We start from the raw sequence: 23,311 nt of genomic DNA on the forward strand, positions 1-23,311 counted from the left end.
ACATCCGCCGCGTCCCCGATCTGTCCCCGCACACACGAACACACCCCCTCCGGAGATCATTCCGAAGGGGGTGTTCGATTCATATCGCCTGGTCAGGCGTTGTGCCCCCGGCAGGATTCGAACCTGCGACACCCGCTTTAGGAGAAAGCGTGCATCGTCCGTGAGGCTCAGTGAGGCTCTGTGAGCCTTGATGAGCCTAGTTCCACAGGGGCGTGACCAGGAAAAACAGGTCTCAGTGAGTTTCAGTGAGGATCAGTGAGGGGGTGTTGTGGCATCCATGTGGCATCTGTGTGGCATCCGGCTCAGACGGCCTTGAGGATTCGAACACCGGCCGCCGTTTCCGGAGCCATGACGGCGAGGACCTGGGCCGCGACGTTCTCGGCGCTGTGCTGGTACAGCCAGGTCACCTTGCTGCCGCGGTCGTGGCCCATGACCGTCTGGACGTCCTTCTCCGGGATGCCGAGGTCCTTGAGCCGCGTGGCGAACACGTGCCGCAGATCATGCACCCGCGGCCACCATTCGTCCCGGCCGGTCTCCTCGTTTCTGACCTTCCGTGCCAGGCCAGCGGCCTGGATCGCCGGGATCCACGTCCGGCGGAAGTTGTGCCGAGTCAGGCAACCACCGTTGGGCCCGCGGAACACCAGCTCTTTCGGATGCAGGTCCCGCCCGTCGCCGATGGGGGAGACGGTCTCCACGGGCTTGAAGCGGGCGGCCATCGTCTGTACGGCCTCGATGGCCGCCGGGGTGAGCGGCACCGTACGGAAGCCGGCCACCGACTTGGGCGCGGCCTTGCGGAACAGGGTCCCTCGGTCCTCGGTGAGCACTTCCTTCACCTTGAGGTGCTTAGCCTCCAAGTCGACGTGCGCCCACCGCAGACCGGTCGCCTCGCCCCAACGCATCCCTGTCTCCTCGAGGAAGACGACGAGCGGCCTGTACCAGACGCCGACGTGCTGACGGATCAGCGCACACTGCTCGCGGGTCGGCGGCCGGGTGTCCTCGGCGTCCTTCTTCGGGGCTGCCCCGATTTCCACCTCGGCGGCCGGGTTGAACGGGATGCGCTTGCCATCCTTCACCGCCGCGCGCAGCATCTGGTTGAGCAGCTCCAGGACCTTCTTGCGGGTGTGGTAGCCCTTCACCTCGGTAGTGATCCACTTCTGGAGTTCGATGTATTCGAGGTCGCACAGCCGCCAGCCGCCCCACTTGGGCTCGATGTGGTGCCGCCAGTTGCTCAGCTTCCTGTTCGTCGTCGTGACGGCCTTCTTCGGCTGAGCCGGCCACCACAGCTCCCACCACTTGGCCAGGGTGATCTCGCCGCGCTTTGGGTCGGCATACGTCCGCTTCCGCACGCGTGTGCGGACCTCATCGAGGAAGGCCTCGGCCGCCTTCTTGCCGCCCTCGGCGATGGGGAAGCACTTTTGCTTCTGCCGCCCGTCCGGGTCCCGGTAGCGGGCCTGCCACGAGCCGGTGCAGTCCCGCCGGCGGTTGCGCTCGCCGTACTGCTCGGGCGGGTACGCCTCCATGCACTTCGGGCAACCGCAGCTCTTGGCCCTCAGCTGCCGGGGATTGTTCGAGGCTCTACGCCCCATGGTTCACCACCTGTTCAGTCCTTCGCTGGTGAGGTACGCGGGGGGTCAAGTCGACAGGGTCCCCGCACCAGCAGACTGCACCCAACTCCGGCTGCGGGACTATGAGTTCACGAAGGATGGCGCGCACGAGAGTCACGGTGTGTACCGGGGGAAGGCCGCGCGGGACGGTGATCACGCGCTGATCGGCATCGAAGGCCGGAGGGCTGTCTGGCGGAGCAAACTGGATGCGGACACACATGCATACCCCCCGAAGCGCAGGTAAACGGGACCTGTCGCCGACGGGGGAGGACGTCGGCAGCACGTCCGACCGTACCGCCGGATGGTGGAATTTTCGACCAGTGGTGAGCCTGTTGTTGTCGAAAACTCACGGGGAGTGAGCGGGTCCATAGGGCGGAGACTCACGGGGGGCGTGCAGGGTTGTACCTACTGCCCCGTCCGGTTCATTTCATTCAGGGCGCGCAGCTCAACTTCCTTTGCGCGCTGCTGGTCCGCGGTCAGGCCGCGCCACAGCTCGATGATGCGGGACTCGGCCTCCGTGCTGAGCGGGCCTGGGGACTGGCGGCCGGCGGCGCGGAAGATTTCGTCCTCGGTGAACTTGGGGAACTCGCGGGCGAGGGCCAGGAGCGCCTCGCGCTTGGGTCCGCGGCCGCCGCCTCGCTTGCGGTGTACCCAGCTGTTCACGGTGGCGGGAGCCACACCAATGCGGCGCGCGATCTCGCTGTCGTTGACCCCGTAGGTGTCTTTGAGTCGGGCGAGAAGCTGCGCCAGATCCTCGGTGCGCTCCGGCTTATCCACGAGGGCAAGACTGCCTGTTGATCTTCTACTTTTGCAAGCGAAAGTAGAAGTGTGGCGTGTTACGTACGCAGCGCGCGACCTCCCCGTCACGCGCCGTTGTACTCGGCATATGCCGTACTACTAGAACGTAGATTCGAAAATATGCCACAGGTCCGGGCGACCCATCAACACTCACTGACACTCACTTGACCTCATTGACACTGACACAGTAGTACTGTGTCAACGACGGGTCAGCCCGTCAGGCAGTCCCCGATAGGTGCGAGGCTCCGCATGACCGACCTGATCCGCAAGGGCGAAGGCAAGCCACTCCGAGACGCGATGGCGCGTCGGGGAGTGACGCAGGCCGAACTCGCCGCCCGCACGAGGGCGGTGGACGTCCGCGGGCAGGGGGTGAGTGTCGCGACCGTCAGCAAGGTCACCGGCCGCGGCAGGACAGCGGCAGAAACGTGCCGACTGCGTACGGCATGGCTGATCACCACGGCGCTGGATGAGCCCTTGCAGCAGCACTTCGACATGCCCTCAGTTTCTACTGACACAGTGGAAAGGTAAATCCCATGGCGACTCAGACCCTCGCTGAGCGCTCCGAGACGCTCCGCCCCACCGGGCTCTCCCCCCTGCTCACCACCGCCCAGCTCATGGCGCTATACGGCGTCTCGAACTGGACGGTCAACGAGTGGGTCAAGCGCGGATGCCCCGTGGAGCCCACCGCCTTCCGCGGCCGGCGCTTCAACCCGGACGCCGTCCGCAGCTGGATGGCGCAGGAGGCCGGCGTCGCCAACGCCGACCGAGAGTCGGCCCCGCCGGCTCCCGAGTTTGTCCCGAGCCGCCGCAAGCACAGCGCCTGACACACAAACGGGGCCGCCCGGACCTGCCCGTCCGTACGACCCCGCTCGAGACGTCACCTCACCTCAACCAACCTGAAATGAGGTCCACGTGGACCAGGCTACCGGCACCACGCCCGCCGCCGACTCGTTCGAGCACGCCCACGAGGTCGTCGGCTCCATCATCGCCCGCGTCGAAATCCAGCCGCTCGCTGTCGAGTTGGAGCAGGACTTTCCCTCCGGCTGGCGCGTGCACTGCAAGTACCGCGCGGACGGCGGCGCCGGCCTCTACGAGCTGGCCACCCTCCTGGACGTCCCGGTCACCCGATCGGACAACTCCCTGGGCGTCTTCCTCGACGCGATTACCCGCATCCGGGGCATCGAGATCCGCGGCAGCGCCCTCGTCTCCGCCGAGCAGGCCGCCGCGCTCGAGGGCCAGCCCGCTCCCGTCGCCACGGCACCCGACACGTCCCCGGCCACGTCGGCCGAGGCCGCCACCGCCGTGCCGCTGTCGGTCCCCACCACCGACGCCGGGCAGGTCCCCGCCATCACCGCCGTGGCCCCGATCCGCACCGAGCACCTGGACCAGGACGACGAGGCCCGCTGCGTGCGCTGCGGCTGCACCGAGGACCACGCATGCGAGGGCGGCTGTTACTGGGTCCCCAACCGCCAGCTGATCGACCTCTGCAGCGCCTGCGCCACCACCGAGGAACTCCAGGCCATGGGATACGTCCCGGCCGGCACCGAGGCCGCGGACGGTGCGCAGTGACCGAGGACCTGCAGAAGCGCCTGCAGGGCGCACTCGAGACCGCCACGGCGATGCTCGGCCTGCCCCTGGACGCCCCCCAGCTCGAGGCGCTCGCGACCCAACTGGCTCCCCACGTCCGCGCCTTGCTGGCCAAGGCCGACGCCACGATCGCCGAGCTGGAGCCCGTCCCGTACGAGCTGCCCGAGCAGGCCCCCGGCGCGGACTTCGAGGTGTCGACGTACGCCGGATGCACCGCGCGCGTGGGCCTGGACGTCGACCTCGATTCCCCGGCCGCCCTGCTCGCCGAGCGCCTGCGCTCCACCCAGTACGACGTGACCAGCACCGAGGTACCCGACGAGACCACGCTCGGCATCACCGTCCGCCCCCAGTCCCTCGACTGCTGGCGCTGGTGGCTGGGCCACCTCGGCATCGCCCTCGACACCCTCACCACCGAGGGCGACGCGGTCACCGCGGCAGGCCACTGCAAGGGCGTGGACATCCAGCTGCGCGGCGAGGGCGTGCCCGAGCTGCTCACCGACCGCGGCGCGGCCCGGCTGCTCGGCCTGATCGCACCGGCCACACCGTGAACGGGCCCGCGACCGCCGCGCAGTGGCTGGCCGCGGGAGGCATCGGCACCGGCACAAGCGCCGTCCTCCTCGGCCTGCTCAAGGTCGCCTTGGACGAGGGCGAACTGCCCGACTACTGGGCCACCCGCAAACCGCCACGGCCGGCCACCCCGCCAATGCCCTCGTACGCGCCGCTGCGCAAGCCCCGGCATGCCGCACCGCCGGCACTCACCGAAACCCAGCCCCTCCGGCGCGTGCGCCCGCAGCACGCACGCCACAGCAAGGAAGCCGCATGACGGAACTGATCGAACACGTCTACTTCGGGTGGAACCCTCTCGCCCACGCCCCCGGCTGCGCCCGCCCCGTCTGGGACGACGCCCAGGCGCTGCACTCCGAGGGCGGCCGCCCGGTCGCCACCGGCGCCGAGCACCACGCCTGCGGCAACGACATCTGCAGCCACGGCGACACCTTCACCCGTGTCCAGTTGCGGCTGATCTGCACGAGCTGCGGCACCGTCCACACCATCTTCGGCGAGAGCCTGACACAGGTCATCAGCCACACCTCGGCTACCGGCTGGGGCCAGCCCCCGCGCCAGATCGGCGAGGTGTGGCTGTGGCCCGGGCGCCCGGCGATCCCCGGGGGTGAGCCGCACCAGTACCTGGTCACCCGGCAGCCCGCCACCGTCACCGAGGCCACCCTGTACGGGCTCATCACCCGGTACCGCGACGCCTTCGGCACCCCGCTCTGGATCGCCGGAGCCGTGCCGGACCCGGACGGTGCCCACCACGTCTCGACCCTGCGCTGGCGCTACGCCTCCAACGGCCTGACCACGCTCGAGGAGGCCGCGGCCTGGATCGCCGATGCCGAACTGTGCCAGGCGCGCCCGCTGGTGGTGGCCGTCTGATGGCCGCTCCCATGCTGCTGCCCTCTCTCGCCGCGTTCCTGGCCGCCGTGCTGACCTTCGCGGCCGCGCTGGTCCCGTCCGGCGCCACCGAGGGCGGTGACCACTGATGGCACCGCGCTCGCAGCGTCCTCGCCTGCCGGAGGTGAGCGAGACACAGCGCCAGGCCCGGCTCGCCTGGAACAAGGGCCTGACCGGGAAGGGCCGCCTGCCCGCCGCTGCCACTCCGTTCGAGGTGTGCGCTGCAGACGGCTGCGGAACCCCGGTCGTCGGCGCCCTTCCGCCGGCCGCAGGACTGGTCCAGGTCCGCGGCGCCGCCGACGGCGCGGCGGCTCACTGGTACTGCCCCGGCCGCTGCACGGTCCTCGCCCGGACCCGGGCCGAGATTCGCGCCATCCCCCGGCGCCCGGGCGGTGACCGCTGATGTCCCGTACGGACACCATCGCCGCCGTCCTGCGCCACCGGCAGCCCGTACGCGAGCCCCTGGGGTGCGAACTGCGCGGCTCGGTCGTGCAGCTGCTCGGCCCCGGCACCACCGACCCGACCTGGACGGCGACGCCCGAGGTGCTCGCCAAGGCGATCGACAGCGCGCTGCAGAAGGACACCCGCCACGGCTTCCAGTCGCCGGCGGGCGAGTCCACTGCACGCGCCGAAATCCTCGCCGCCCTGCAGGCCTGCGGCTACCAGGCCGAAGCCGCCGTCGAGCTGCTCGCCCGCGCATTCCGCGAGCCGCACGCGAACCCGCCGGACCCCGACTTCCCGGAGACGCTCGCCGGCGGCCACGCCCTGGTCCTCCAGTTCGGCGGCTGCGAACTCATCGGCACCTGCCAGTGCGGCCGTGTCCTCGGCCGGACCACCTCCAACGGGACCGCCGACAGCCTCGCCGCGCTCTGGGAGCGCCACACCTGCACCGAACTGTCCTCCACCACCAGCCCGATCGGAGCGTCATGACCCCGCGCACCCTCTCCTGGGAAGCCAGCCTCACCGACAGCGTCTACGCCCTCGGCGCGGCCGCCCGCGAATGCCAGCGCGCCTACCAGGCCGCCGTCATCGCCACCGGACACGTCGACCTCGACCGGATCAAGCTTCTGGACGGCAAGGTCGACCGCCGCAACCCCGGGTACAGCAGCGACCAGGAACCGCACCTCGCGGCGCTCAGCCGGATCGGCAGTATCCAGCTGGAGACCCAGCACCGCTTGGGGCGGCTCTACACCGGGGCGGCCCAGGCCTACGCCCACGGAGCCAACTGGGCCGTACGGCAGGTGCAGGCCGGTGAGCAGCCCACGCGCGTCCGGTTCGAGGTCGACACCGAGGGCGCCTGCGACTTCGGCCTGATGCCCGAGCTGCAGCTGGGCCGCTACTCCGGAGCCGCAGCCGTCCAACAGGCCCGCCGCGCGTACGAGCGGTGCCTCGCGGCCGACGCCGAGGACCTCGGCGGCCGGAGTTACCTCGAGGACCACGAGGCAGGTGCAATGCATGCCGCCCTGGACGTCACGGCCGGGCTGCCCGACATCGCCTACGCCTACGGCGTCCAGGCCGAGTCGGCGCTGCACTTCGCGCTGAACACCCGCAGCACCCCGGTGTGAACCGCAAGCCACCGCCGTGCACCTGGCCTACGCCGCCGCACGCGCTCACCTACGCCCGCCTGTACCTGTCCGGCTGGTGGTGCGCCAACCACACCCCGGCCGCCCAGGCCGGCAAGCCCGAGGCACCACCGGGCCCGGGCTGGCCGAGTCACCGTCAGCCCCCACCTGACACCGCAGCAACCGATGCCGACCCCACCGGCAGCACCGAGCACGAGGAACCGACGCCATGACCGCACCCGCCATCCCGACCCCGGCCGACCTCGCCCGCCGCGCGGCCGCCGCACCCAGCCCGGCCACTCGGCCGGCCGACCGCACGGCGACATCGTCCCCGCCCGCCCCGGCCCAGCCGTCGGCGGCCGCCACGCTGACCGCTCCCGGCCGCCTGTACCCGAACGAGGTGCTCCGGCAGGCCTTCCAGCAGAGCATGCGGATAAGCCGCATGAACGCCGAGAGCCGCCTGGTCGCTCTCACCCTGCTCGGGTTCGCCAACTTCCGCACGGGCCTGCTGAACAAGTACCAGCCCACCTCGGCGCAGCTGGCCGCCGCGACTGGCCTCACAGAGGGCCAGGTCCTCGTCCAGCTCGAGGTCCTCACCCAGCGCGGCTGGCTCACCCAGCGCGCACTGACCACCGGACCCCGCAAGGGCCAGGAGGTCTATCAGCTGTGCATCCCGCAGGCCGTCCTCTCCCAGCTGCGCGCCAGCCGTCGCAGCGGCAAGCCGGTCTGAACCCCCAGCGCCTGGGCGGGCGATGACGACACTCGCCCGCCCAGTGCCAAGCCACCCAGCAGACGAGGCCCCTCATGCACCTCCGCCGGATCACGCCCAGCCGCCGGTTCCTCGCCACGAACGGAGGTATCGGCCTGACCTTCAACCACCTCTGCTCGCACGGCAGCCCGCTCCTTTCCCTGCACCTGTTCAACGAACAGAACATCCCGCCGGAGGACATCGGCATCCTGCTGCCGTCCTGCCTGGCCCCCGATCTGTTCGGCGCGGCCCTCGCGCACATCGAGGCCTCCGGCGGTCCCGCGGCCGCCGAGGAGTTCTTGGCGCAGTTGCTCAAGGCCAAGGAGCGGGCCCTCGAGACGCTCGCCACCTCCCAGCCCGAACCGCGCTCTCCCGAGTCTCCCTGCTGCGAAGCCGGGTTCCGCACCCTCGGCCGTGAGCACACCTGCGGCCGCGCCACCGACTCGCCCTCCTGACCGACTACTCCAGCCAAGGATCCTCATGTCCGCCGCCGCGCTCGCAGTCCCCCAGGCTGCACCGCACGCCCAGCCGCGCACCGCGGCCGCGGGCGTGCGCACGCGCGACGGCGGACGCACCGTCAAAGTCCCCCTGCGCCTGGTCGTAGGCGCTCAGTACCCCGATGCGGCCCTGAGCGTCTACGTCAAGGTGGCAGCCCTCGCCCTCCGCCCGGAGGGCTGCACTGCCCGCGTTACCACCCTCGCCGAGTACCTGGGCATGTCCAAGAGCGCGGTGGAGCGAGGCCTGCGCCCGCTCGCCCAGCCGGACATCATCGACGGCATCACGGAAGTCCCGACCGTCCGCCGCACCAAGCGCGGCGGCACCGGTGACTCCGCCCACCGCGTCACCCGGCCCCTCGCCGAAGGTGAGCTGTGGGTGCGCATACCCGTCCGCGCCGCCGAGGCTCTCACCCCCCGCCTGCTGCGCCTGTACGCCCTCCTCGCCTACGCCACCGCGCGCCGTATCCCCGTCACGGCCGCCGAGCTGGGCGAGATGCTCCACCACCACACCGGCAAGCGCGCCGGCGAGCACCTCGGCGAGCGACAGGCCCGCCGCCTGGTGGACGAACTCGAGGCCACCGGCTGGCTCACCGTGCACCGCCGGGAGGGCGAGCAGGGCCGCCACGCGTACGAGACCTCTCACCAGCCACTGCGCGCCGTCCCCGCCGCGCCCGCCGAGGAGGAGCCCGCTGCTGAGCAGCTGGCTCTGTGGGATGAGGCGGCACCGGTCAGTCATGACGGATCGGGTGCGGATCTTGGTGACGGATCCCTCGTGTCTAAGGAAGACCTCAGGACTGACCGACGTGAGAAGACGCAGCCAGGTGGGGGTATACGCCGTAGGCGAGGTGACCGTAAGTGGGCCGCGCGTCCTGTGGATAACTCCGTTCCGGCCACCTTCGGCCCGGGTGATCGCGTGCTGCGCACGGATGCCGAGACCGATGGCCCGGGCACGGCCGCCGGCCGCCCCGCGTACACCGGGCCCGTCCTGCAGCTGTCCCCCCGTGTCTGGCGAGTCCTTGAGCCCGTACGGCACCACCTCGGCGAGATCCGCCCGTTCGTGCTGCGGCGCATCGCCCGCACCATCGGCGCGCAGCTGGACGCCCAGGGCGGCAGCGAGGAGCGGCTGACCGACCGGCTCACCCGCCGCTATGCCACCACCGACACGATCCAGGACATCGGCCGCTGGATCCTCGGCGCAGGCCTCGTCCGGCACGGCTGCGGACGACCCGAGTGCGAGACCGGCGTCATCTGGCCCACCGGTGAGGACTGCGAGCTGTGCGCGGTCAACCGGCAATCAGCCGCCGCCCGGGCACGCCGGGACGCCGAACTCGCGGCCGCCGAGGAGCGGCTGGCACAGCGGAGGCGCGCCCTCGAGGACCAGGCGCAGCCCGCGGTCGCCGTCCGCCCGCAGCAGCTCGGCGAGGGACCGCGGCCCGGCCCTGCCGCCGCGGCAGCCGCGCTCCCGCCGAAAGCCACCTACCGCCAGCGCGACGCCGCCTCCGACGAGGAGATCCGCGCCGCGATCACCGACCTGGGCCCCGCTGTGGCCCTGCACATATACGGCCACCTCAGGACGCTCCCGCTCCTGGACGGCCCGCTCATCACCGACGAGACCGGTACCGACCGGAGGACACATGCCCAGTGACCACGACGTCATCCTGTGTGACGGCTGCTTTGCCCGGATCCGGTGGGCGATCACCGTGAACGGTCGGCGGCAGGCCGTCAACGCGGACCCCGACCCCAAGGGCAACCTCGCCGCGCGAACGGACCACACCGGCACCCTCAAGGTCCGCGTCCTGACCGCCGAGCGGGACCGCCTCGAGGGCGGCGAGTGGCAGGCCATGCCCCACGCCGCGACCTGCCCCAGCCCCCGGCCGCGACCGGCGCGCACCTCGAGCCGCCCGGGCCGCCGCGCCACCGTCCCGTACGGCAGCTGGCGGTGGGGACGGTGAGCCGCTACCGGCCTCGCCAGGACGTCGCCGAACTCCTGCGCCTGGGCGCCTCGTACAACCAGATCCAGGACGAGATCGGCTGCTGCCCGGGCATCATCTCGGCTACCCGGAAGGCCTTCGGTATCCCGGTGATCGGCACCGGTCCCGGTCGTCGGCATACGCCGGAGGAGAGGGCCAGCCTGGAGCATCGGGTCATTGGGCTGCTGCTGCAGGGCGTCAGCTATCGCAAGATCCGCGAGGAGACCGGGGCCAGCCAGCCCACCATCGTGGCCATCCGCCGGCAGTGCGGCCTGCCCGTCCCGGGCCAGGACTACGTGAAGCCCGCGCGGACCGTGGACGAGGTCCTCGCCCTGTACTCCGAACCGCACGGTGACGGCCATGTCCTGTGGCGGGGACCGGTGAGCGGTCGCGCCATGCAGCTGTGCGCCGAGGGCCGCCGCCACAACGCCCGCCGCCTCATCTTCGAGCGGTACCGCGCGCGGCCGCCGCACGGCTACGTCCTCCCGGCCTGCGGCAAGCACCGCTGCGTGGCCGGCCCTCACCTGGCCGACGCGATCCTGCGCGCTGCCCTGCCGAGGAACCACAGCGTGAAGGAGTCCCGGTGACGGACGCTCAGCAGGAGCAGATCCTGCAGCTGATCGGCGCGGGGCAGAACAACGCCGCGATCGCCCGGCAGACCGGTGTGGACGTCAGGGTCGTCGCCGGCATCCGTCATGCCGCAGGCCTGCCGGCCGCGCCCCGCAGTTCCTGGGCCCGGCGCGAACACCCGCACAGGGAGCGGATCCTCGAACTCCTCGGCGAGGGCCGGACCGACACGGCAGTCCGCCAGGAGACCGGTGCGGACATGCGGACGATCGCCCGGCTCCGGCGGGAGGGCGGATTCGGCCCGGCCACGATCCACAACAGGGGCAAGCGGCAGCACCCTAAGGACGCCGAGATTCGCGCGTTGATCAGCGCGGGACGCCACAACGAGGCCATCGTCCGGGAGTTGCGTGTCGACAAGAGCGCCGTACGCCGGATCCGCAAGGAAATGGACGTGCCTAACCCCCCGCAGCACAGCGAGACGCTCGAGGAGAAGTGGGCGCAGCACACCGAGCCTCTCGAAGGCGGCCACCTGCGCTGGACCGGCTCGCGAGCAGGCGCCAGCGGAACCCCCGTCATGTGCTACCGCGACAAGACCCACACCGCGGCTGCCGTCGCGTTCCGCCAGCGAACCGGGCGTGACCCGGTCGGCCAGGTGAAAGCCGAGTGCGACCTGCGCCAGTGCGTGGCCCCGGACCACGTTGAGGACGAGCCCGGCCGTACGCAACTGCGCGAGCAGTACCGGTATCTGCTCGGCATGGGGGAGCGCCCGGCGTTCTGCAAGGCCGGCCACGACCAGGCCGTGCACGGCCGCTACCTGCGCACGGGTGTCGCGTACTGCAGCGCCTGCAGCACGAACAAGAAGAAGCGCCAGCCATGACCGTGCGTGCACTGCTCGCACTGCTGGACGAAATCGACCGCGAGGGCGGCCCGCAGGCCGCCCGTGAGAACCGCCTCCACTCACCTGACAGGGGACAGCCCATGGCCACCGCACCCGAACTCACCCCGCCGACCACGCCCATCGTGGCGCTGCACCCGCCGACCACCGTGGACGACCCGGAGAAGCTGCCCGTCGGCAAGCTCCTCGCCTGGGGCGACCAGCACGACGACCCCGAGGTCCAGGACCAGGCGGCCCGTGCCCGCGCCGCGCTCTCCGGTTTGCGGCAGCGGTATGTCACCGACCGGGAGCTGTCCGCCATCACCACCGAGGAGGAACAGCTCGAGCGGCGTCTGCAGGAACTGCGGGCCCGCAAGGGCGAGCTGGCGCCCAAGCCCAAGCGCAAGTCGCCCTCGTACGACGCTGCGGCCGTCCGCGCCTGGGCCCGGTCGCACAACGTTCCCTGCCCCGACCGCGGCCGGATCCCCAAGGACGTCCTCGACGCCTGGCGCGCCGACACCGCCCCGGGCCACAGCACCGCGCCGTGACGGATGCCGGCCCAGCGGAGTGCCTGCTGTGCCATCAGCCGATCTGGTCCGCCGCCGCCGTCGCGCGGCGGATCGGATCGAGCTGCTGGCGCAAGCTCCGCCCCGACCAGCGAGCCGCGATCCACCACGACCCCACCAGGATCCGCGCCGCCCTTGCCCGGCCCGTGCCCGTGGCCGACACGCAACTACCCCTTGACGACAAGGAATGGAGCGCATGAGCCAGCTGTTCAGCCGCCGCGAACTGCAGGTGATCGCCGGATACGCGCGCGGCGACACCGGCCCCCAGATCGCGGTGCGTCTCGGTCTCTCGCCGAGCACCATAAAGACGATCAACGACCGTGCGGCCACCCGCGTCCGTGACACCGGCAAGCCCGCGGTCCGGCACCCGGTGCTGGTCGACTACGCCTACCGCACCGGCCAGCTCGAGGGGCTCAAGCCCGAGGAGCGCGGCCCGATCCGGCTGACCAGGCGACAGCAGCAGTGCCTGGACGGCTACGCCGAGGGCCTCACCGCCGAGCAGCAGGCCGCAGCGCTCGGCGTCACCAAGAACACCGTCCACACTCTCCGCGTGCGCCTCTTGCGCCAGCTCGGCGCCAAGACCGCCGCTCACGCAGTGGCCCTCGCCTGGCAGTACCACCTCCTGGCCGACCAGGGCACCCTGCCGCGCCCGGCCTGCCCCACCTGCGGTCGGCGGTGACCCATGGCGCTCGCCACCGCCGCCCCGGTCCTCGCCCCCCTCAGCCGCCGCGACCAAGGAAGACCAGCCATGGCCACCACGCCCTGCCCGTCCTGCCGCCAGCCCAAAGGCCCCGGCAAATACCTGTGCTGGACCTGCTGGGGCAACCTGCCCGGCCCCGCACGCAAGGCCCTGTCCCGACGCGACAGCAAGGCCATGGCTCGCCTGCAGGAGCTGCACCGCCAACTGGCTGCCGGTGTCCCCCTGGCCGAAATCGCGGTCACCCCGTGAACCAGACCGGGGCGACCGTACCCGCGGCACCCGGCTGGTACCTCATCGCCGGACTCGCCTGCGCGGCCCTGGGCGCCCTCAGCTTCCTCGGATTCCTCATCACCGCCACCTGCAAAGCCGTCCGCCACCACCGCACCCGGAGGAACACCGTGCGCCCTACCCGTAGGTATCAGCACGCCGCCACCACCGGCGCCCTGCTGCTCGCAGCCGCCAGCATCGTCGCCGGCCTGCGCCACCTGTACTTGCCCGCCGCCCTGTTCGGGCTCGGCGTCCTGGTCCTCACCGAGGCCGCGCTGCGCGAGCACCGCCGCCGACGTCGCCAAGCAGTCGAGCAGGCCCTCGCTGTCATGACGGAAGCGGCCCGGGCCCGCCGGGTGGCCGACGAAGAGTTCGAGGCCGGCCTGCCCCAGCGCATGGACGCCATCGCCGACGACGTCACCCAGCACCTGCACGCGCAGGGCCTGCCCACCGAAATCCGGCTGGGGTGGGACCGTGACTCGCTGCAGCGGAGGCCCCGGTGAAGTTCTACCTCTACCGGGAGGAGCCAGTGCAGGCGATCGTCGCCCACCCGGACACCCTCGCCCAGCTGACCGCTGCCCTGCCCAAGGCCGACCCCCGGCCGCTCCTCGGCGGTATCGACTTCGGCCTGCCCCTCATCCCGGACAACACCGTGGCCCTCGCCGTCATCCACCTCCGCCCCTTCAAGGCCCCCACAGCGTGATCAACCTTCCTGGCCGGCCGTTCCGGCTGCACCTGCCCCACCAGGTGCTGGCGTGCTTCCTGCTGCCGGACGGATGGGCCGTCGCGATTGACGACCCCGAATACGGGCTCACCTCGGCCGCCCCCGATCCCGCGGAACTGGTCCGCGGATACGGCGGCGGCCGCCTCGAGTGGCCCGAGCACGACCCCACGCACCAGCAAGGAGGGCAGCACACATGATCTGCACCCTGTGTGACACCCACGAACTCGAGTACGGCTCCCTCTGCCACAGCTGCACCCGCGCCACCCACGAACGTCTGCAGCGCCTGCCCCGCATGTGGGCCTCCCTGGACGCCTGGCTCGCCCCCGGCACCACCGGCAGCGCCCAGTACGGCGGCCGCGTCCGCCGCGCCGAGGCGCCCCTGCCCGTCGACTCCGAGGTCCTGGACCTGCGCGCCGGCGGCGGAATCGTCGGCGTCCTCGAGGACTGGCGAGAGGCCGTCTACGAGGTCCGAGGCTGGGCCATGCCCGACCGAGCCGCCTCCCTCGCCCACCGCGTCACCATCGCGGCCGCCGACCTCGACAGCCACCTCGACTGGATCTCCCGCTGGTACGCGGGCGAGGCCTTCGGCTGGGACATCCGCCGCCTGGTCCACCGCGTCCGCCGAGTCGTCCAGCCCGGCCGCGACGCGGACGAGCCCACCCTGCTTGGCCACTGCATCGCCGTCGACCCGGCCGGCACCGTGTGCGGTGCCCGCCTGTACGCCGACATGGGCAAGCCCGTGCAGTGCGAGTGGTGCCTGTGCGAGTACCCGCCCCACACGTGGCTCGCCCTGCGGTACTTCCAGCCCGGGCGCGTGCGGCCCGGCGCTGCCGAGGAGCGAGCCCTCGAGCCCGCAGCAGCCTGACGACATGCGAGGGCCCGCCGCAACCCCAGCACGGCGGGCCCTCGCATGCGTTGTACGGCCGCTACGTCTCCCGCTGGCGCGGCGGCTCCTCCCCCTGCTGGGCGATGTCGGTCCTCTGCCCCTGCCTCGACTTCCGATTTCGGAAGTACGGCTCGATGACCCGCCAGTCGAACAGGCGGACGCGTCCGACTTTCTTTGCCTTGTCGAGAGGCACCGGCCAGTCCGGATCCTCCTCGGCCAACTGCCGGCAGCGCTGCGCACTCACTCGCTTGAGACCTGCAGCTTCGAGGCGCGCGGGCATGTCCGCGAAGGAGATCAAGTCCGGCCCTCCTGTCTCTGCGACTTCCTCCGGCGGGGAGTCGGGCATGACTCCATCCTTCCAACTTCCTTGTTTTAAAACAAGGAAGTTCGCTACTGTCGTCTCGGCACAACGGGAAAACCCCTCGGCCCATATGGAGCGGCTACTCCGGGCCGAGGGGTGGACCCGTCCTGAAGCGATCACAAGGAGAGGTCCGCCATGGAGCGTACCCAGCCCGATCCCACAGACGAAGCGCTGCGCCGCCTGATCGAACAGCCCAGCTACGGCGCCCAGCTCCTGAACTTCGCCGCCCGCCTCCTGAACATGGACGCCACCGCGGACATGGACGACGCCTCCCTGCGCCGCGCCATGAACATCGCCACGGACGCCGTCCTCAAGGACCTGCCCGAGGTCGTGCGGGACATCGCCCTGCAGCGGGCCCGGAGCCACATGCCCCCGCTCACCGGCATCACCCGCGGCGAGGCCGCCCTGCGGCTCCGGGCCGCCGCCGGGGCTCTGGGATGAGCGGCCGGTACGGACGCCTGTCGTCCATGCAGCGGGCCCTGGTCAAGCAGGCCCTCGGCGAGATGGCCGAGCGCCTCGAGACCGCCCGGCCTGACCAGCCGATCACCGAGATCGGCCGGATCGCGTTGATCCAGGCGACCACGATGGACCCCACCCTGTCCGGCGCGCTGCGCGAGCGGGTGCCGGAGATCACCGGATCGGTCATCCGCCGCGAGTTCGCCCAGCAGCTGCGCGAGATCGCAGGTGACGCGTGAGCCGCTGGACCGAGAACCGCATCGTGGCCGAGCCCGCCACCGTCCAGGCCTGCCAGGCCGACCGACGCACCGCCCCCGAGCAGGCCGCCGCCGAGGGGGCCGCCCGCGGCCAGCTCGCCGACACCCGCCAGCACGCCGCCGAGTCCGCCGCTGCCCCCGGCAGCCGCCGCAACTGACCCGCACAGACGGCGGGCCCGCACAACCGTGCGGGCCCGCCCCTCCACGCCTCCTTGGAGTTCCACGTGTCCCTGGACCAGCCCATCGCCTGGACGGCCGGCCACCTCTGGCCCGCCGCCCTGCTCGCGGGCGTCCTCGCGGCCATCTGCGCCATCATCGTGCGCCGGACCAGCGGCGCCGTCCTCGCCGCCGGCATCGGCGCCCTCATCTGCACCGCCTACAGCGCCGACACCTCCTGGCGGTTCGCCGAGCACCGCCTCGGCATGACCGCCGTGGACGAACGCGCTGTGATGTTCGCCGCGGGGGAGGGCGCCCTACTCGCCTGCGCCATCATGGCCCGCGCTAACAAGCAAGCCACCGCGACCGACACGGCCGCCGGCACCCCGGGTGTCGCCGGCGTGCTCGTGTGGTGCATCACCGGCATCCAGATCATCCCCGCCTACAGCGAGTCAGGGTTCTGGGGCGGCACCGTCCGCGCGGTCATCGGACCGGTCATGGCCAGCATGCTCTGGCACCTCGCCATGGGGCTGGAGATCCGCGTCAGCCGACCCGAGGCCCTCTCCACCGGCCTTCCCGCCCAAATCGGCCACGAACTGCGCGAGCGGCTGCTCTCCCGCCTCGGCCTGGCCGTCCGAGGCCGCACCGCCGAGCAGGTCTCCCGCGACCGGGCCACCGCCCGCGCCGTACGCCTCGCCTCCCGTAAGCACCTCGGCTGGTGGGGGAGGGCCGCGCTCAAGGCATCCGTCGCCCGCTCCGGCGCAGCCGTCAACGGCGACCAGCGCCACCAGCTGCTGCAGCTGCTCGCCGCCCGCCGCAACGCCGCCGAGCTGCGCACCGTACCCGTCGCCTCCCCCTGGGTACCGCAGCCCCTAACCGAGCCCTACCCGAGTACTCCGCTTGGCGTCACCGGCGCCGAGCTGCGCCGCATGGACCCCGTGGACGCTGTGCTGCGAGTCCACGCAGGGCACCCGGACGCCTCCCCAGCCGAGCTGGCCAGCCTGTGCACCGAGTACGGCGTACCCGTCTCGCAAGCCCAGGTCCAGGTAGCGCTGCACGCCGCTCCGAAGCACCCTACCCCGCCAGCGCCGGTGGAGTCCGGGCAGCCCGCTGCACTGCTGTTCGCCTCGCCCGAGCGCCCCCAGCTGGACACTGCTACCCCGGACGACGGCACACGCGTACCCGACTCGACTGGCGAGGCCTACCCGCGCAGCGACCTGCAGCTCTACCTCACCACCGATCCCGAGGTACGCCCGGAGGTCGCCTGCGCCGTACCCGCCGAGGTGATCCGGCGCCGCCCTACCCGAGCCGAGGTACACATCCGCGTACCCGACCCGCTCCGTGGCCACGACGTCACCGCGGCGGTCGGCGGAGGCACCGTGGACCACTTCGCCAGCATCACCCAGGAGTGGACCGGGGCCGACGAGGAGGTACCCGCCGCTACCCAGGTAGCCGACGGATCCAGGCCCCTACCTGTACCCGTACCTGAGCCCCTACCCGGTTCCGAGGCCGTACCCGAGGACACCGCCCCGGCGGGTACGGACGACTGGGAGCACCTACTCGGACGCGCCCGGCAGGTAGACGCCGCCTACCGCCGTACCCACCGCCGACCCGCGCCCGTCAAGACGTTCAAGACCGAGCTGCGGGTAGGCCAACCCAAGGCCCAGCTCCTGCGGGACACGCTCGCCGAGGAGGCCCGCCGGTGATCAGCACTGCCGGGCTGCTCCTCGCGCTCACCTGCCCTAGCCATCGTCAGCACCGGGCTTGCGCTCGCCATCACCGCATGGCGACCGCGCCCCGGCGACGGCCAGGCCTTCGCACTCGCCTTCACCGCCGGCCTCGCCGTCGGCGCTCTCTGCTTCCTCCTCGGCGCGCTGCACTGGCTCGCCCACCTTCTGACCTGAGGACTCCCCACCATGTTGCTCATCACCGTGCTGTGCCTCGCCGGGCTCGCCCCCGGCCTGGCCACGGTCTGGCTTGTCCGCCGGCGTTCCAGCTGGCTCCTCGCCGTCCTGGCCGGCGTCGCCGTCACCGTCGCCCTGCCGTTCCTGCTGCTCACTTCGCTGGTCCTGTTCCCGCCGCTGGGCATCGCGGTGGGCCTGGCCGCCGCCCTCGCAGCGCTCCGCGCTTATGACAGGGGACGGATCTGGTCCGCCACCGTCTGGGCGGGCGTCACGGCGCTCGCGGTCAGCTGCGCGAGGTGGTGGAGGTGACCAGCCGCCGCCCGATTATCCCGGCCAAGGTGATCCCCGGCGGTCAGCAGCCGCCCGCACCGCCGAACCCGCCGTCGGCCAATCCGGGATGGCCGCCGCTCGGTGGTGGACCGCCCGGGCCGCCGCCAGCTGCGCCGCCGCCCGTCTACGTGCACGTCAGCATCCCGCCGGACCCGCCCGAGAAGGACCGCACGCCGCCCTGGTGGACACGCGTCCGGTGGGGACACCACCTGCTGCTCCTCGCTCTCGGCTTCCCGCTCAGCAGGCCCTGGGCGCACGTCCTGGCCGACGCACGCAGCAACGCTGGCCTGGCCGGGGCATGGGTGATCGCGGTCATCCCCCTCGCCCTGGTCGCGTTCTGGGACAACGTCTGCCGCATCCGTGCCCGGCACTCGGACCCGGACCTGTGGATGCCCCGGATACGCGCCTTCGTCGCCCGGCTGCTGCTGTACGCGGCCGTCCTGGCTACCGGACTGGCCCTGCCGCTCGCCACCCTCGTCTACGGAATCACCGGAGTTCACACATGATCGCCTTGGCTGCAGCCGTCCCCTCGGCTGCCCAGTCCAGCACCATCACGTCCGCCGGCCTCGCCGTCGGTGTCGGGCTGCTCGCCGTGGAACACGTCCGCTGGTGGCGTGGCGGCGGGGGAGGGGCCAAGGGCGTACCGGGCGCGGCTGCAGCTGGCTCCGCGCGCGACCCGAAGGTCCTCATCCCGTTCTGGTTCGGGATTACCGTCGGCACCCTCATGGTCGCCTGCCCCGCCGGCCTCCTCGGCTCCATGGCCGGCCTGTTCCGGTGGGGCGGCAACGGCATCGGGGGCCTGGTCATGTCGACCATGACCGGCCACCAGGCCCACGCCATCGCGAAGGCTTCCGCCCCCGGGCTCGGCGACGGCGGCGCACTGGTCGTGACCGCCATGGTGGTCAGCCTGTGGCTGCTGCGGAAGGTCCCCCCGAAGGCGACCAAGGGCAAGTGGTGGAAGGGCGTGTTCACCGGCACGCTCATCACCATCGGCACCGGCACGTTCGCCCTGATCGGCAACATCGTCGTACCCGGCGCGAACAGCCTCGGCGACTGGGCCCTGCACGGCCTCGTCCACGGGACTCTCCTGTGACCGCGCTGACTACCCGGCAGTGGCTCCGTACCGCCGCCGACCGCGTCTCCACCGGCAGTGGCCGCCTCACCGCCCACTACGTCGGCCGGGCCGCCCGGGCCGTCCACGGCCGCGTCACCAGCTGGCCCTGGTGGACACAGCTCGGCCTCACGCTCCTCGCGCTCTACCGCGGACCGCAGCTCCTCGCGCGCCTGGGGGACCGGGTACACGAACGCATTGCCTCCGGCGCCTGGGGCGGCCTACTGTTCACGGCCGCAGGCCTGTGGATCGTTACCGCCTACCGCGCCGGCCGGGACGGCTGGGAGCCCAAGCAGCGCACGGCCAAGGCAGAGCCGGACCAGGAGGAGCCGACCGGCGACCAGGCCGACGACGACGAGGCCGACGCCGAGCTGGGCGAGGCCGCCCTCGAGCAGGCCCCCGCAGGGCCGCCGCTCCTCTCGCTCTCGGACCTCCGTATCTCCCTCGCCAAGGTGGGCACGCCCCACGCGCATCTCGCCGTCCTCGCCGAGGACCTGGGCACCACCTCGGACCGCGTCCGCGAGGCCCTGACGCGGTGGGCCATCCCCGTGGACGACGTACGGATGAGGGGCCGTGGCACGTCGACCGGGGTGAAGGGCGGCCCTGCAGCGCACCCCGCCATCGTCCCGCGACCGGAGGACGTTGCCGCTGTTGCCGCAGGTCAGGGGGCCAACAACAACAGCAACAACACCGAGTACGACTTCGTCACGATCCCGGACGAGGTCAACCCCGCGCGCACGCACGTCGTACCGCGCGACCAGTAGACCCCGGGGCGGCCGTCCGCCTGGCAGCTAGCCGGCCGCCCCGGTCCACCCATCCCGAACACGAGACAGGAGCCCCATCATGCGCCGGCGCAGGGGTACGAGCGAGACCGACAAGCTGCAGGAGACCGTGAGCAGGCTGCCCAAGCGGGTGGCCGACTGGACGCCCGAGGAGCGTCAGCAGTACACCACCCAGTCCGACCGTGCGATGCGCGAGCGCGCCGGCGTCGACCCCAACGCGTCCTGAGAGGATCCACCCCATGAGCGAGCGCGTGAACGTCCAAGTGCTGCTGCTGTTCGGCGACCAGGCGGAGGTCGTCGCCGACGTCCCGCCGGAGGAGCGCGGTGAGCCGGAGCGCTACCCGGCCGCCGAGATCGCCGAGGCCGCCGGCGTCGACCTCGAGCAGTTGCCCGGCCTCCGGCTGACCGCCGAGGTGGGCCCGGATGAGCGGCTGTCGGGCTGGCAGCTGGCGTGATCCGTGGGGAAGGCCCCGGCCTGCGGAGGTCGGGGCCTTTTCTACACCCAAGGGTGTTGCAATCCACTAATCCAATGCTGTAAAGTACTAATCAAGAGGTGAGGGGCTGCGAACCCCAGGCCTCGGATCCATCTCAACTCAACAGTGGAAGGACAGTCATATGGCTGACCGTGAAGACGAGATCATGCGGGTCCTGGCCCACGCGATCTCGACCGTCTACACGATCCTGGTCGACGTCTGCGCCAACCTGCCCGTGCCGATCGGTCTCCCGACCGACCAGCACATCCCGGCAGGAGACGCGGTCCCCGCAATCCAGCGGGTGGCGGAACTCGCCAAGGACCAGCCGATGGGCGAGACCCAGGAAGCGCAGCTGTTCACCGGCTGCATCCACCTCCTGGCCGCCATCGACCTCTACGCACTGTGTGCCACGAGGTTCGTGGAGACCCGAGCCGAGGCAGTGGGCGCCAACCTCGTCTACGCCGAGGAGGCCCTCAAGAGTCTCGCGCTCTGGCTGATCATCAACGAGACCGGAGACTGATCCAACAACCGCCCCCCGGCACCCAGCCGGGGGGCGGTTGCCCACTGAAAGCGAGAGACCGGCAAGGGCCAGGCCGTAGCCTTCGGCACCAGAGCGCCGTTGCGAAACCCTCACCGGTCGGATCCATCCCCCAACAGGAGGACAGACCCCCATGGTAGACACCGACCGGCCCGCCGCCCGCACCCCGGAGACCTTCGAGGAGATCGCCGCGCGCACCGGACGGCCGCTCAGCACCGTACGCAACACCTGGTCCCGCCACCCGGCCTGGCCCGCGCCCCTAGAGGAGCGGCGAGGCCGCTGGCGCCAGTTCGACCCGGACGCGGTCGACGCCTTCCTACGTGCCCACGTCGACCGCGCCACCGACAACGCCCTCGAGCCCGAGCGCCTCTACACCGCCGCCGAACTCGAGGCGGCCGGCATCGGCCTCAAGGCGTCCACCATCCGCGCCGACCTCTCCCGCAGCCGCTCCGGCGGTCCACGACGCTGGCCCGAGCCCGACGAAACCTCCAGTGGCGTCAACCGGTGGAAGGGCCGCACAGCCGCCCAGGCCCTCGAGGGCCGCCGCGGGTATCGCCGTACGGCACCCCCCGGACGTTGACCTAGGCGCCCGGCTGCTGGTCCGTCTCCTTGAGGTCACCGTAGGAGTCCAACGACCAACGCACCCCGCTGTCGTCGGAGAAGTACAGCGTCGGGCGGTTGTTGTGCACCGTCGGCGCCGAGTAGCGCTGCGACAGGAACCGCACGGTGCGGCCAGCGCCCAGCAGATCCACAGGAAGCGTCAGCCGCTCCCCAGGCTCCTGCGGCCCTCCGCCGGCCCGGTCCCATGTCTGGGCCTCCGCAGCGGTGTACGCCGTCCCGAACCGCACCTCCACGTCCCTCACCGGCGCATCACTGTCGTTGGTCACCCTGACCACCCAGTGGTTGTCGGGAACGGCCGCGCCCTGGTCGTCGGTCGTCGCGCCAGCCTTCGCTGCATCATGCGCACGCGCCGAGCCTGCGCCCACCGCCGATCCTCAGCTGCAGCGCGCAGCTCGGCGCGTTCGAGCGCCATCGTGGCCGACTGCTCGCCGATGAACACGCGTTGTTCGCGGATCTGGTCCCGCTGACTCTTCATGGTCCACACCGCCGCACCGGCCGCCGCCGCAGCGAACAACGTGCCAAGCCACGTGGGCACGTCACCCCAGTTGATCACGCTCATGCGGGCGATTCTCATCCGCCCACGGCACGGGCCGCGCCAGAGTGACGAGTTCGTGACGCTGGCCACCCACGCCACTGCCCTCGCGCCACAAGCCCCTGCCGCACCATGGAACACATGGAGTACGCGTCCCTGCCCCCCGGCCTGCTCACCACCAGCCTCGCCGCCAAGGCCGCCGGCGTGGAACCTGCCACCATCCGCGACTGGGTACGCCGCGGCATACTGCAGCGCGCCGGCGGCAGCCCTCGCCGCCCCGTCTACACCGTCCAGGCCGTCACCGAGGCCGCGACCGCCGCCAAGCCGACCAGGCCAGGTCAACGCGCCGCACGGTAAACCCCGCTTGACGTGCGCCGATCCATGCGCCACGATCTTGGCGCACACCCATGTCCGAAAACGGACTCAATAAGCTGATTGATCAAGCCCCCAACGCGCCTCGGTGGTGGGGGCCTTGTCGTCCCAGCTGATACCGGCCGACCCCATCCGCACGCGCACGCACCCGTGGAACCATGGGCCGCAACCGCGACGAGGAGGGGGCCGACATGTTCGGCAAGAAGAAGACGCCAGAGGAGCAAGCCGCAGCGCAGCGCCAGAGGCAACTCACCGCCGCTGCAGCCGCTGCAGGTGTCACCATCATGGGCGGCAAGGTCCGCATGCCCAACCAGCAGGCCATCCCCATCGAGGGCGCACGCGTCACCATCGAGGCCGGCGAAACCGCACGCAAGCGGATCACGGCCGCGCGCGTCGCTCTGATCGGCATCTTCGCCATCTGGGCCAAGAAGGACATGAGCCAGCTGTTCATCACCATCGAGCACGAGGAGGGCATTGTCCTCGTGCCCGTCCCGGCCAAGAAGGAAGCACAGGCCCGGATCTTCGCCACCATGGTGAACGGCGAGCCCACGGGCATCAGCAAGGCCAAGGACGAGCCTCCGGCCTCCTGAGCCAGCCCAGGACAACACCCCCGGGGGAT

At 71.4% G+C, this 23,311-nt stretch carries 43 protein-coding genes and 1 tRNA gene; 38 read left to right on the forward strand and 6 right to left on the reverse strand.

Annotation, left to right across the window (positions count from 1 at the left end; translation table 11 throughout):
* Positions 1-102: 102 nt before the first annotated feature.
* The 3 genes from ACIBBH_RS19210 to ACIBBH_RS19220 form a co-directional block, all read right to left on the reverse strand.
* Positions 103-212, reverse strand: a tRNA-OTHER gene (locus ACIBBH_RS19210).
* Between the two features lie 90 nt (positions 213-302).
* Positions 303-1,586, reverse strand: a complete 1,284-nt coding sequence (locus ACIBBH_RS19215) for a tyrosine-type recombinase/integrase (RefSeq protein ID WP_399406036.1) — start codon at positions 1,584-1,586, stop codon at positions 303-305.
* 423 nt (positions 1,587-2,009) lie between these two features.
* The gene (locus ACIBBH_RS19220) at positions 2,010-2,381 is read right to left on the reverse strand and encodes a helix-turn-helix domain-containing protein (protein ID WP_399406038.1); all 372 of its coding nucleotides are present in this window, start codon (positions 2,379-2,381) and stop codon (positions 2,010-2,012) included.
* A gap of 270 nt (positions 2,382-2,651) precedes the next feature.
* On the opposite strand from ACIBBH_RS19220, the gene ACIBBH_RS19225 reads away from it, so the two are divergent.
* From ACIBBH_RS19225 to ACIBBH_RS19340, 24 genes are all read left to right on the forward strand, one after another.
* Positions 2,652-2,930 carry an XRE family transcriptional regulator gene (locus ACIBBH_RS19225; protein WP_399406040.1) on the forward strand — a complete coding sequence of 93 codons (279 nt, stop codon included), beginning with the start codon at positions 2,652-2,654 and terminating at the stop codon, positions 2,928-2,930.
* Positions 2,931-2,935: 5 nt separating this feature from the next.
* A complete protein-coding gene (locus tag ACIBBH_RS19230) occupies positions 2,936-3,226 on the forward strand; it encodes a hypothetical protein (protein WP_399406042.1) in 291 nt (96 codons plus the stop codon).
* A gap of 88 nt (positions 3,227-3,314) precedes the next feature.
* Positions 3,315-3,971 carry a hypothetical protein gene (locus ACIBBH_RS19235; protein WP_399406044.1) on the forward strand — a complete coding sequence of 219 codons (657 nt, stop codon included), beginning with the start codon at positions 3,315-3,317 and terminating at the stop codon, positions 3,969-3,971.
* Entirely contained in the window at positions 3,968-4,537 is a 570-nt protein-coding gene (locus tag ACIBBH_RS19240; RefSeq protein ID WP_399406046.1) for a hypothetical protein, read from the forward strand. Before ACIBBH_RS19235 ends, ACIBBH_RS19240 begins: the two co-directional genes overlap by 4 nt.
* Entirely contained in the window at positions 4,534-4,812 is a 279-nt protein-coding gene (locus ACIBBH_RS19245) for a hypothetical protein (protein WP_399406048.1), read from the forward strand. The genes ACIBBH_RS19240 and ACIBBH_RS19245 overlap by 4 nt, the downstream gene beginning before the upstream one ends.
* Positions 4,809-5,420, forward strand: coding sequence for a hypothetical protein (locus ACIBBH_RS19250; protein WP_399406050.1), 612 nt, complete (start codon positions 4,809-4,811; stop codon positions 5,418-5,420). The genes ACIBBH_RS19245 and ACIBBH_RS19250 overlap by 4 nt, the downstream gene beginning before the upstream one ends.
* Before the next feature lie 142 nt (positions 5,421-5,562).
* Entirely contained in the window at positions 5,563-5,841 is a 279-nt protein-coding gene (locus ACIBBH_RS19255; protein WP_399406052.1) for a hypothetical protein, read from the forward strand.
* Entirely contained in the window at positions 5,841-6,368 is a 528-nt protein-coding gene (locus ACIBBH_RS19260; RefSeq protein ID WP_399406054.1) for a hypothetical protein, read from the forward strand. The genes ACIBBH_RS19255 and ACIBBH_RS19260 overlap by 1 nt, the downstream gene beginning before the upstream one ends.
* The gene (locus ACIBBH_RS19265; RefSeq protein ID WP_399406056.1) at positions 6,365-7,003 is read left to right on the forward strand and encodes a hypothetical protein; all 639 of its coding nucleotides are present in this window, start codon (positions 6,365-6,367) and stop codon (positions 7,001-7,003) included. The genes ACIBBH_RS19260 and ACIBBH_RS19265 overlap by 4 nt, the downstream gene beginning before the upstream one ends.
* Positions 7,000-7,233 (forward strand): hypothetical protein, encoded by a 234-nt coding sequence (locus tag ACIBBH_RS19270; protein ID WP_399406058.1) that lies wholly within the window; start codon positions 7,000-7,002, stop codon positions 7,231-7,233. Before ACIBBH_RS19265 ends, ACIBBH_RS19270 begins: the two co-directional genes overlap by 4 nt.
* Positions 7,230-7,730 (forward strand): hypothetical protein, encoded by a 501-nt coding sequence (locus ACIBBH_RS19275; RefSeq protein WP_399406060.1) that lies wholly within the window; start codon positions 7,230-7,232, stop codon positions 7,728-7,730. The genes ACIBBH_RS19270 and ACIBBH_RS19275 overlap by 4 nt, the downstream gene beginning before the upstream one ends.
* A gap of 74 nt (positions 7,731-7,804) precedes the next feature.
* Positions 7,805-8,203, forward strand: coding sequence for a hypothetical protein (locus tag ACIBBH_RS19280; RefSeq protein ID WP_399406061.1), 399 nt, complete (start codon positions 7,805-7,807; stop codon positions 8,201-8,203).
* 25 nt (positions 8,204-8,228) lie between these two features.
* Positions 8,229-9,890 (forward strand): hypothetical protein, encoded by a 1,662-nt coding sequence (locus ACIBBH_RS19285; protein WP_399406063.1) that lies wholly within the window; start codon positions 8,229-8,231, stop codon positions 9,888-9,890.
* A complete protein-coding gene (locus ACIBBH_RS19290; RefSeq protein WP_399406065.1) occupies positions 9,880-10,197 on the forward strand; it encodes a hypothetical protein in 318 nt (105 codons plus the stop codon). Before ACIBBH_RS19285 ends, ACIBBH_RS19290 begins: the two co-directional genes overlap by 11 nt.
* On the forward strand, positions 10,194-10,802 hold the full coding sequence (locus ACIBBH_RS19295; protein WP_399406067.1) for a hypothetical protein: 609 nt from the start codon (positions 10,194-10,196) through the stop codon (positions 10,800-10,802). Before ACIBBH_RS19290 ends, ACIBBH_RS19295 begins: the two co-directional genes overlap by 4 nt.
* The gene (locus ACIBBH_RS19300; RefSeq protein WP_399406069.1) at positions 10,799-11,659 is read left to right on the forward strand and encodes a hypothetical protein; all 861 of its coding nucleotides are present in this window, start codon (positions 10,799-10,801) and stop codon (positions 11,657-11,659) included. Before ACIBBH_RS19295 ends, ACIBBH_RS19300 begins: the two co-directional genes overlap by 4 nt.
* On the forward strand, positions 11,656-12,204 hold the full coding sequence (locus ACIBBH_RS19305; protein WP_399406071.1) for a histone-like nucleoid-structuring protein Lsr2: 549 nt from the start codon (positions 11,656-11,658) through the stop codon (positions 12,202-12,204). The genes ACIBBH_RS19300 and ACIBBH_RS19305 overlap by 4 nt, the downstream gene beginning before the upstream one ends.
* Positions 12,201-12,422, forward strand: a complete 222-nt coding sequence (locus tag ACIBBH_RS19310) for a hypothetical protein (protein WP_399406073.1) — start codon at positions 12,201-12,203, stop codon at positions 12,420-12,422. Before ACIBBH_RS19305 ends, ACIBBH_RS19310 begins: the two co-directional genes overlap by 4 nt.
* On the forward strand, positions 12,419-12,901 hold the full coding sequence (locus ACIBBH_RS19315) for a LuxR C-terminal-related transcriptional regulator (protein WP_399406075.1): 483 nt from the start codon (positions 12,419-12,421) through the stop codon (positions 12,899-12,901). The genes ACIBBH_RS19310 and ACIBBH_RS19315 overlap by 4 nt, the downstream gene beginning before the upstream one ends.
* Before the next feature lie 3 nt (positions 12,902-12,904).
* Entirely contained in the window at positions 12,905-13,171 is a 267-nt protein-coding gene (locus tag ACIBBH_RS19320) for a hypothetical protein (protein WP_399406076.1), read from the forward strand.
* Positions 13,168-13,692, forward strand: a complete 525-nt coding sequence (locus ACIBBH_RS19325) for a hypothetical protein (RefSeq protein WP_399406078.1) — start codon at positions 13,168-13,170, stop codon at positions 13,690-13,692. The genes ACIBBH_RS19320 and ACIBBH_RS19325 overlap by 4 nt, the downstream gene beginning before the upstream one ends.
* Complete coding sequence (locus tag ACIBBH_RS19330) at positions 13,689-13,892, forward strand: hypothetical protein (protein ID WP_399406080.1); 204 nt, start codon at positions 13,689-13,691, stop codon at positions 13,890-13,892. Before ACIBBH_RS19325 ends, ACIBBH_RS19330 begins: the two co-directional genes overlap by 4 nt.
* The gene (locus ACIBBH_RS19335) at positions 13,889-14,110 is read left to right on the forward strand and encodes a hypothetical protein (protein ID WP_399406082.1); all 222 of its coding nucleotides are present in this window, start codon (positions 13,889-13,891) and stop codon (positions 14,108-14,110) included. Before ACIBBH_RS19330 ends, ACIBBH_RS19335 begins: the two co-directional genes overlap by 4 nt.
* Positions 14,107-14,778 (forward strand): hypothetical protein, encoded by a 672-nt coding sequence (locus ACIBBH_RS19340; protein ID WP_399406084.1) that lies wholly within the window; start codon positions 14,107-14,109, stop codon positions 14,776-14,778. The genes ACIBBH_RS19335 and ACIBBH_RS19340 overlap by 4 nt, the downstream gene beginning before the upstream one ends.
* 61 nt (positions 14,779-14,839) lie before the next feature.
* Here the strand turns inward: ACIBBH_RS19340 and ACIBBH_RS19345 are convergent, their stop codons facing one another.
* A complete protein-coding gene (locus ACIBBH_RS19345; RefSeq protein ID WP_399406086.1) occupies positions 14,840-15,145 on the reverse strand; it encodes a hypothetical protein in 306 nt (101 codons plus the stop codon).
* Between the two features lie 150 nt (positions 15,146-15,295).
* Between ACIBBH_RS19345 and ACIBBH_RS19350 the strand changes: the two genes are divergently transcribed.
* From ACIBBH_RS19350 to ACIBBH_RS19405, 12 genes are all read left to right on the forward strand, one after another.
* Positions 15,296-15,601, forward strand: a complete 306-nt coding sequence (locus ACIBBH_RS19350; RefSeq protein ID WP_399406088.1) for a hypothetical protein — start codon at positions 15,296-15,298, stop codon at positions 15,599-15,601.
* Positions 15,598-15,855: a hypothetical protein gene (locus ACIBBH_RS19355; RefSeq protein WP_399406090.1), complete on the forward strand. Its 258-nt coding sequence runs from the start codon at positions 15,598-15,600 to the stop codon at positions 15,853-15,855. The genes ACIBBH_RS19350 and ACIBBH_RS19355 overlap by 4 nt, the downstream gene beginning before the upstream one ends.
* Complete coding sequence (locus ACIBBH_RS19360; protein ID WP_399406092.1) at positions 15,852-16,031, forward strand: hypothetical protein; 180 nt, start codon at positions 15,852-15,854, stop codon at positions 16,029-16,031. Before ACIBBH_RS19355 ends, ACIBBH_RS19360 begins: the two co-directional genes overlap by 4 nt.
* 66 nt (positions 16,032-16,097) lie before the next feature.
* Positions 16,098-17,735 (forward strand): hypothetical protein, encoded by a 1,638-nt coding sequence (locus tag ACIBBH_RS19365; RefSeq protein WP_399406094.1) that lies wholly within the window; start codon positions 16,098-16,100, stop codon positions 17,733-17,735.
* Between the two features lie 210 nt (positions 17,736-17,945).
* Positions 17,946-18,242 carry a hypothetical protein gene (locus tag ACIBBH_RS19370; protein WP_399406096.1) on the forward strand — a complete coding sequence of 99 codons (297 nt, stop codon included), beginning with the start codon at positions 17,946-17,948 and terminating at the stop codon, positions 18,240-18,242.
* Positions 18,239-18,769 carry a hypothetical protein gene (locus tag ACIBBH_RS19375; protein WP_399406098.1) on the forward strand — a complete coding sequence of 177 codons (531 nt, stop codon included), beginning with the start codon at positions 18,239-18,241 and terminating at the stop codon, positions 18,767-18,769. The genes ACIBBH_RS19370 and ACIBBH_RS19375 overlap by 4 nt, the downstream gene beginning before the upstream one ends.
* Positions 18,766-19,356, forward strand: a complete 591-nt coding sequence (locus tag ACIBBH_RS19380; RefSeq protein ID WP_399406100.1) for a hypothetical protein — start codon at positions 18,766-18,768, stop codon at positions 19,354-19,356. The genes ACIBBH_RS19375 and ACIBBH_RS19380 overlap by 4 nt, the downstream gene beginning before the upstream one ends.
* Positions 19,353-20,138, forward strand: coding sequence for a hypothetical protein (locus tag ACIBBH_RS19385; RefSeq protein ID WP_399406102.1), 786 nt, complete (start codon positions 19,353-19,355; stop codon positions 20,136-20,138). The genes ACIBBH_RS19380 and ACIBBH_RS19385 overlap by 4 nt, the downstream gene beginning before the upstream one ends.
* Positions 20,139-20,217: 79 nt before the next feature.
* Entirely contained in the window at positions 20,218-20,382 is a 165-nt protein-coding gene (locus tag ACIBBH_RS19390; protein ID WP_399406104.1) for a hypothetical protein, read from the forward strand.
* Between the two features lie 13 nt (positions 20,383-20,395).
* Positions 20,396-20,611: a hypothetical protein gene (locus tag ACIBBH_RS19395; RefSeq protein ID WP_399406106.1), complete on the forward strand. Its 216-nt coding sequence runs from the start codon at positions 20,396-20,398 to the stop codon at positions 20,609-20,611.
* A gap of 160 nt (positions 20,612-20,771) precedes the next feature.
* Entirely contained in the window at positions 20,772-21,149 is a 378-nt protein-coding gene (locus ACIBBH_RS19400) for a hypothetical protein (protein ID WP_399406108.1), read from the forward strand.
* Between the two features lie 151 nt (positions 21,150-21,300).
* The gene (locus tag ACIBBH_RS19405; RefSeq protein ID WP_399406110.1) at positions 21,301-21,747 is read left to right on the forward strand and encodes a hypothetical protein; all 447 of its coding nucleotides are present in this window, start codon (positions 21,301-21,303) and stop codon (positions 21,745-21,747) included.
* A gap of 1 nt (position 21,748) precedes the next feature.
* Here ACIBBH_RS19405 and ACIBBH_RS19410 read toward each other — a convergent pair whose 3' ends face one another.
* Together ACIBBH_RS19410 and ACIBBH_RS19415 are read right to left on the reverse strand one after the other, a co-directional pair.
* On the reverse strand, positions 21,749-22,054 hold the full coding sequence (locus tag ACIBBH_RS19410) for a hypothetical protein (protein WP_399406112.1): 306 nt from the start codon (positions 22,052-22,054) through the stop codon (positions 21,749-21,751).
* A complete protein-coding gene (locus ACIBBH_RS19415; RefSeq protein WP_399406114.1) occupies positions 22,051-22,347 on the reverse strand; it encodes a hypothetical protein in 297 nt (98 codons plus the stop codon). The genes ACIBBH_RS19410 and ACIBBH_RS19415 overlap by 4 nt, the downstream gene beginning before the upstream one ends.
* A 114-nt stretch (positions 22,348-22,461) precedes the next feature.
* Between ACIBBH_RS19415 and ACIBBH_RS19420 the strand changes: the two genes are divergently transcribed.
* Together ACIBBH_RS19420 and ACIBBH_RS19425 are read left to right on the forward strand one after the other, a co-directional pair.
* A complete protein-coding gene (locus ACIBBH_RS19420) occupies positions 22,462-22,677 on the forward strand; it encodes a MerR family transcriptional regulator (protein WP_399406116.1) in 216 nt (71 codons plus the stop codon).
* 173 nt (positions 22,678-22,850) lie between these two features.
* Complete coding sequence (locus tag ACIBBH_RS19425; protein WP_399406118.1) at positions 22,851-23,282, forward strand: hypothetical protein; 432 nt, start codon at positions 22,851-22,853, stop codon at positions 23,280-23,282.
* The last annotated feature ends 29 nt before the right edge of the window (positions 23,283-23,311 follow it).

The sequence above is a fragment of the Streptomyces sp. NPDC051636 genome, from assembly GCF_044453765.1.
Taxonomy (GTDB): domain Bacteria; phylum Actinomycetota; class Actinomycetes; order Streptomycetales; family Streptomycetaceae; genus Streptomyces.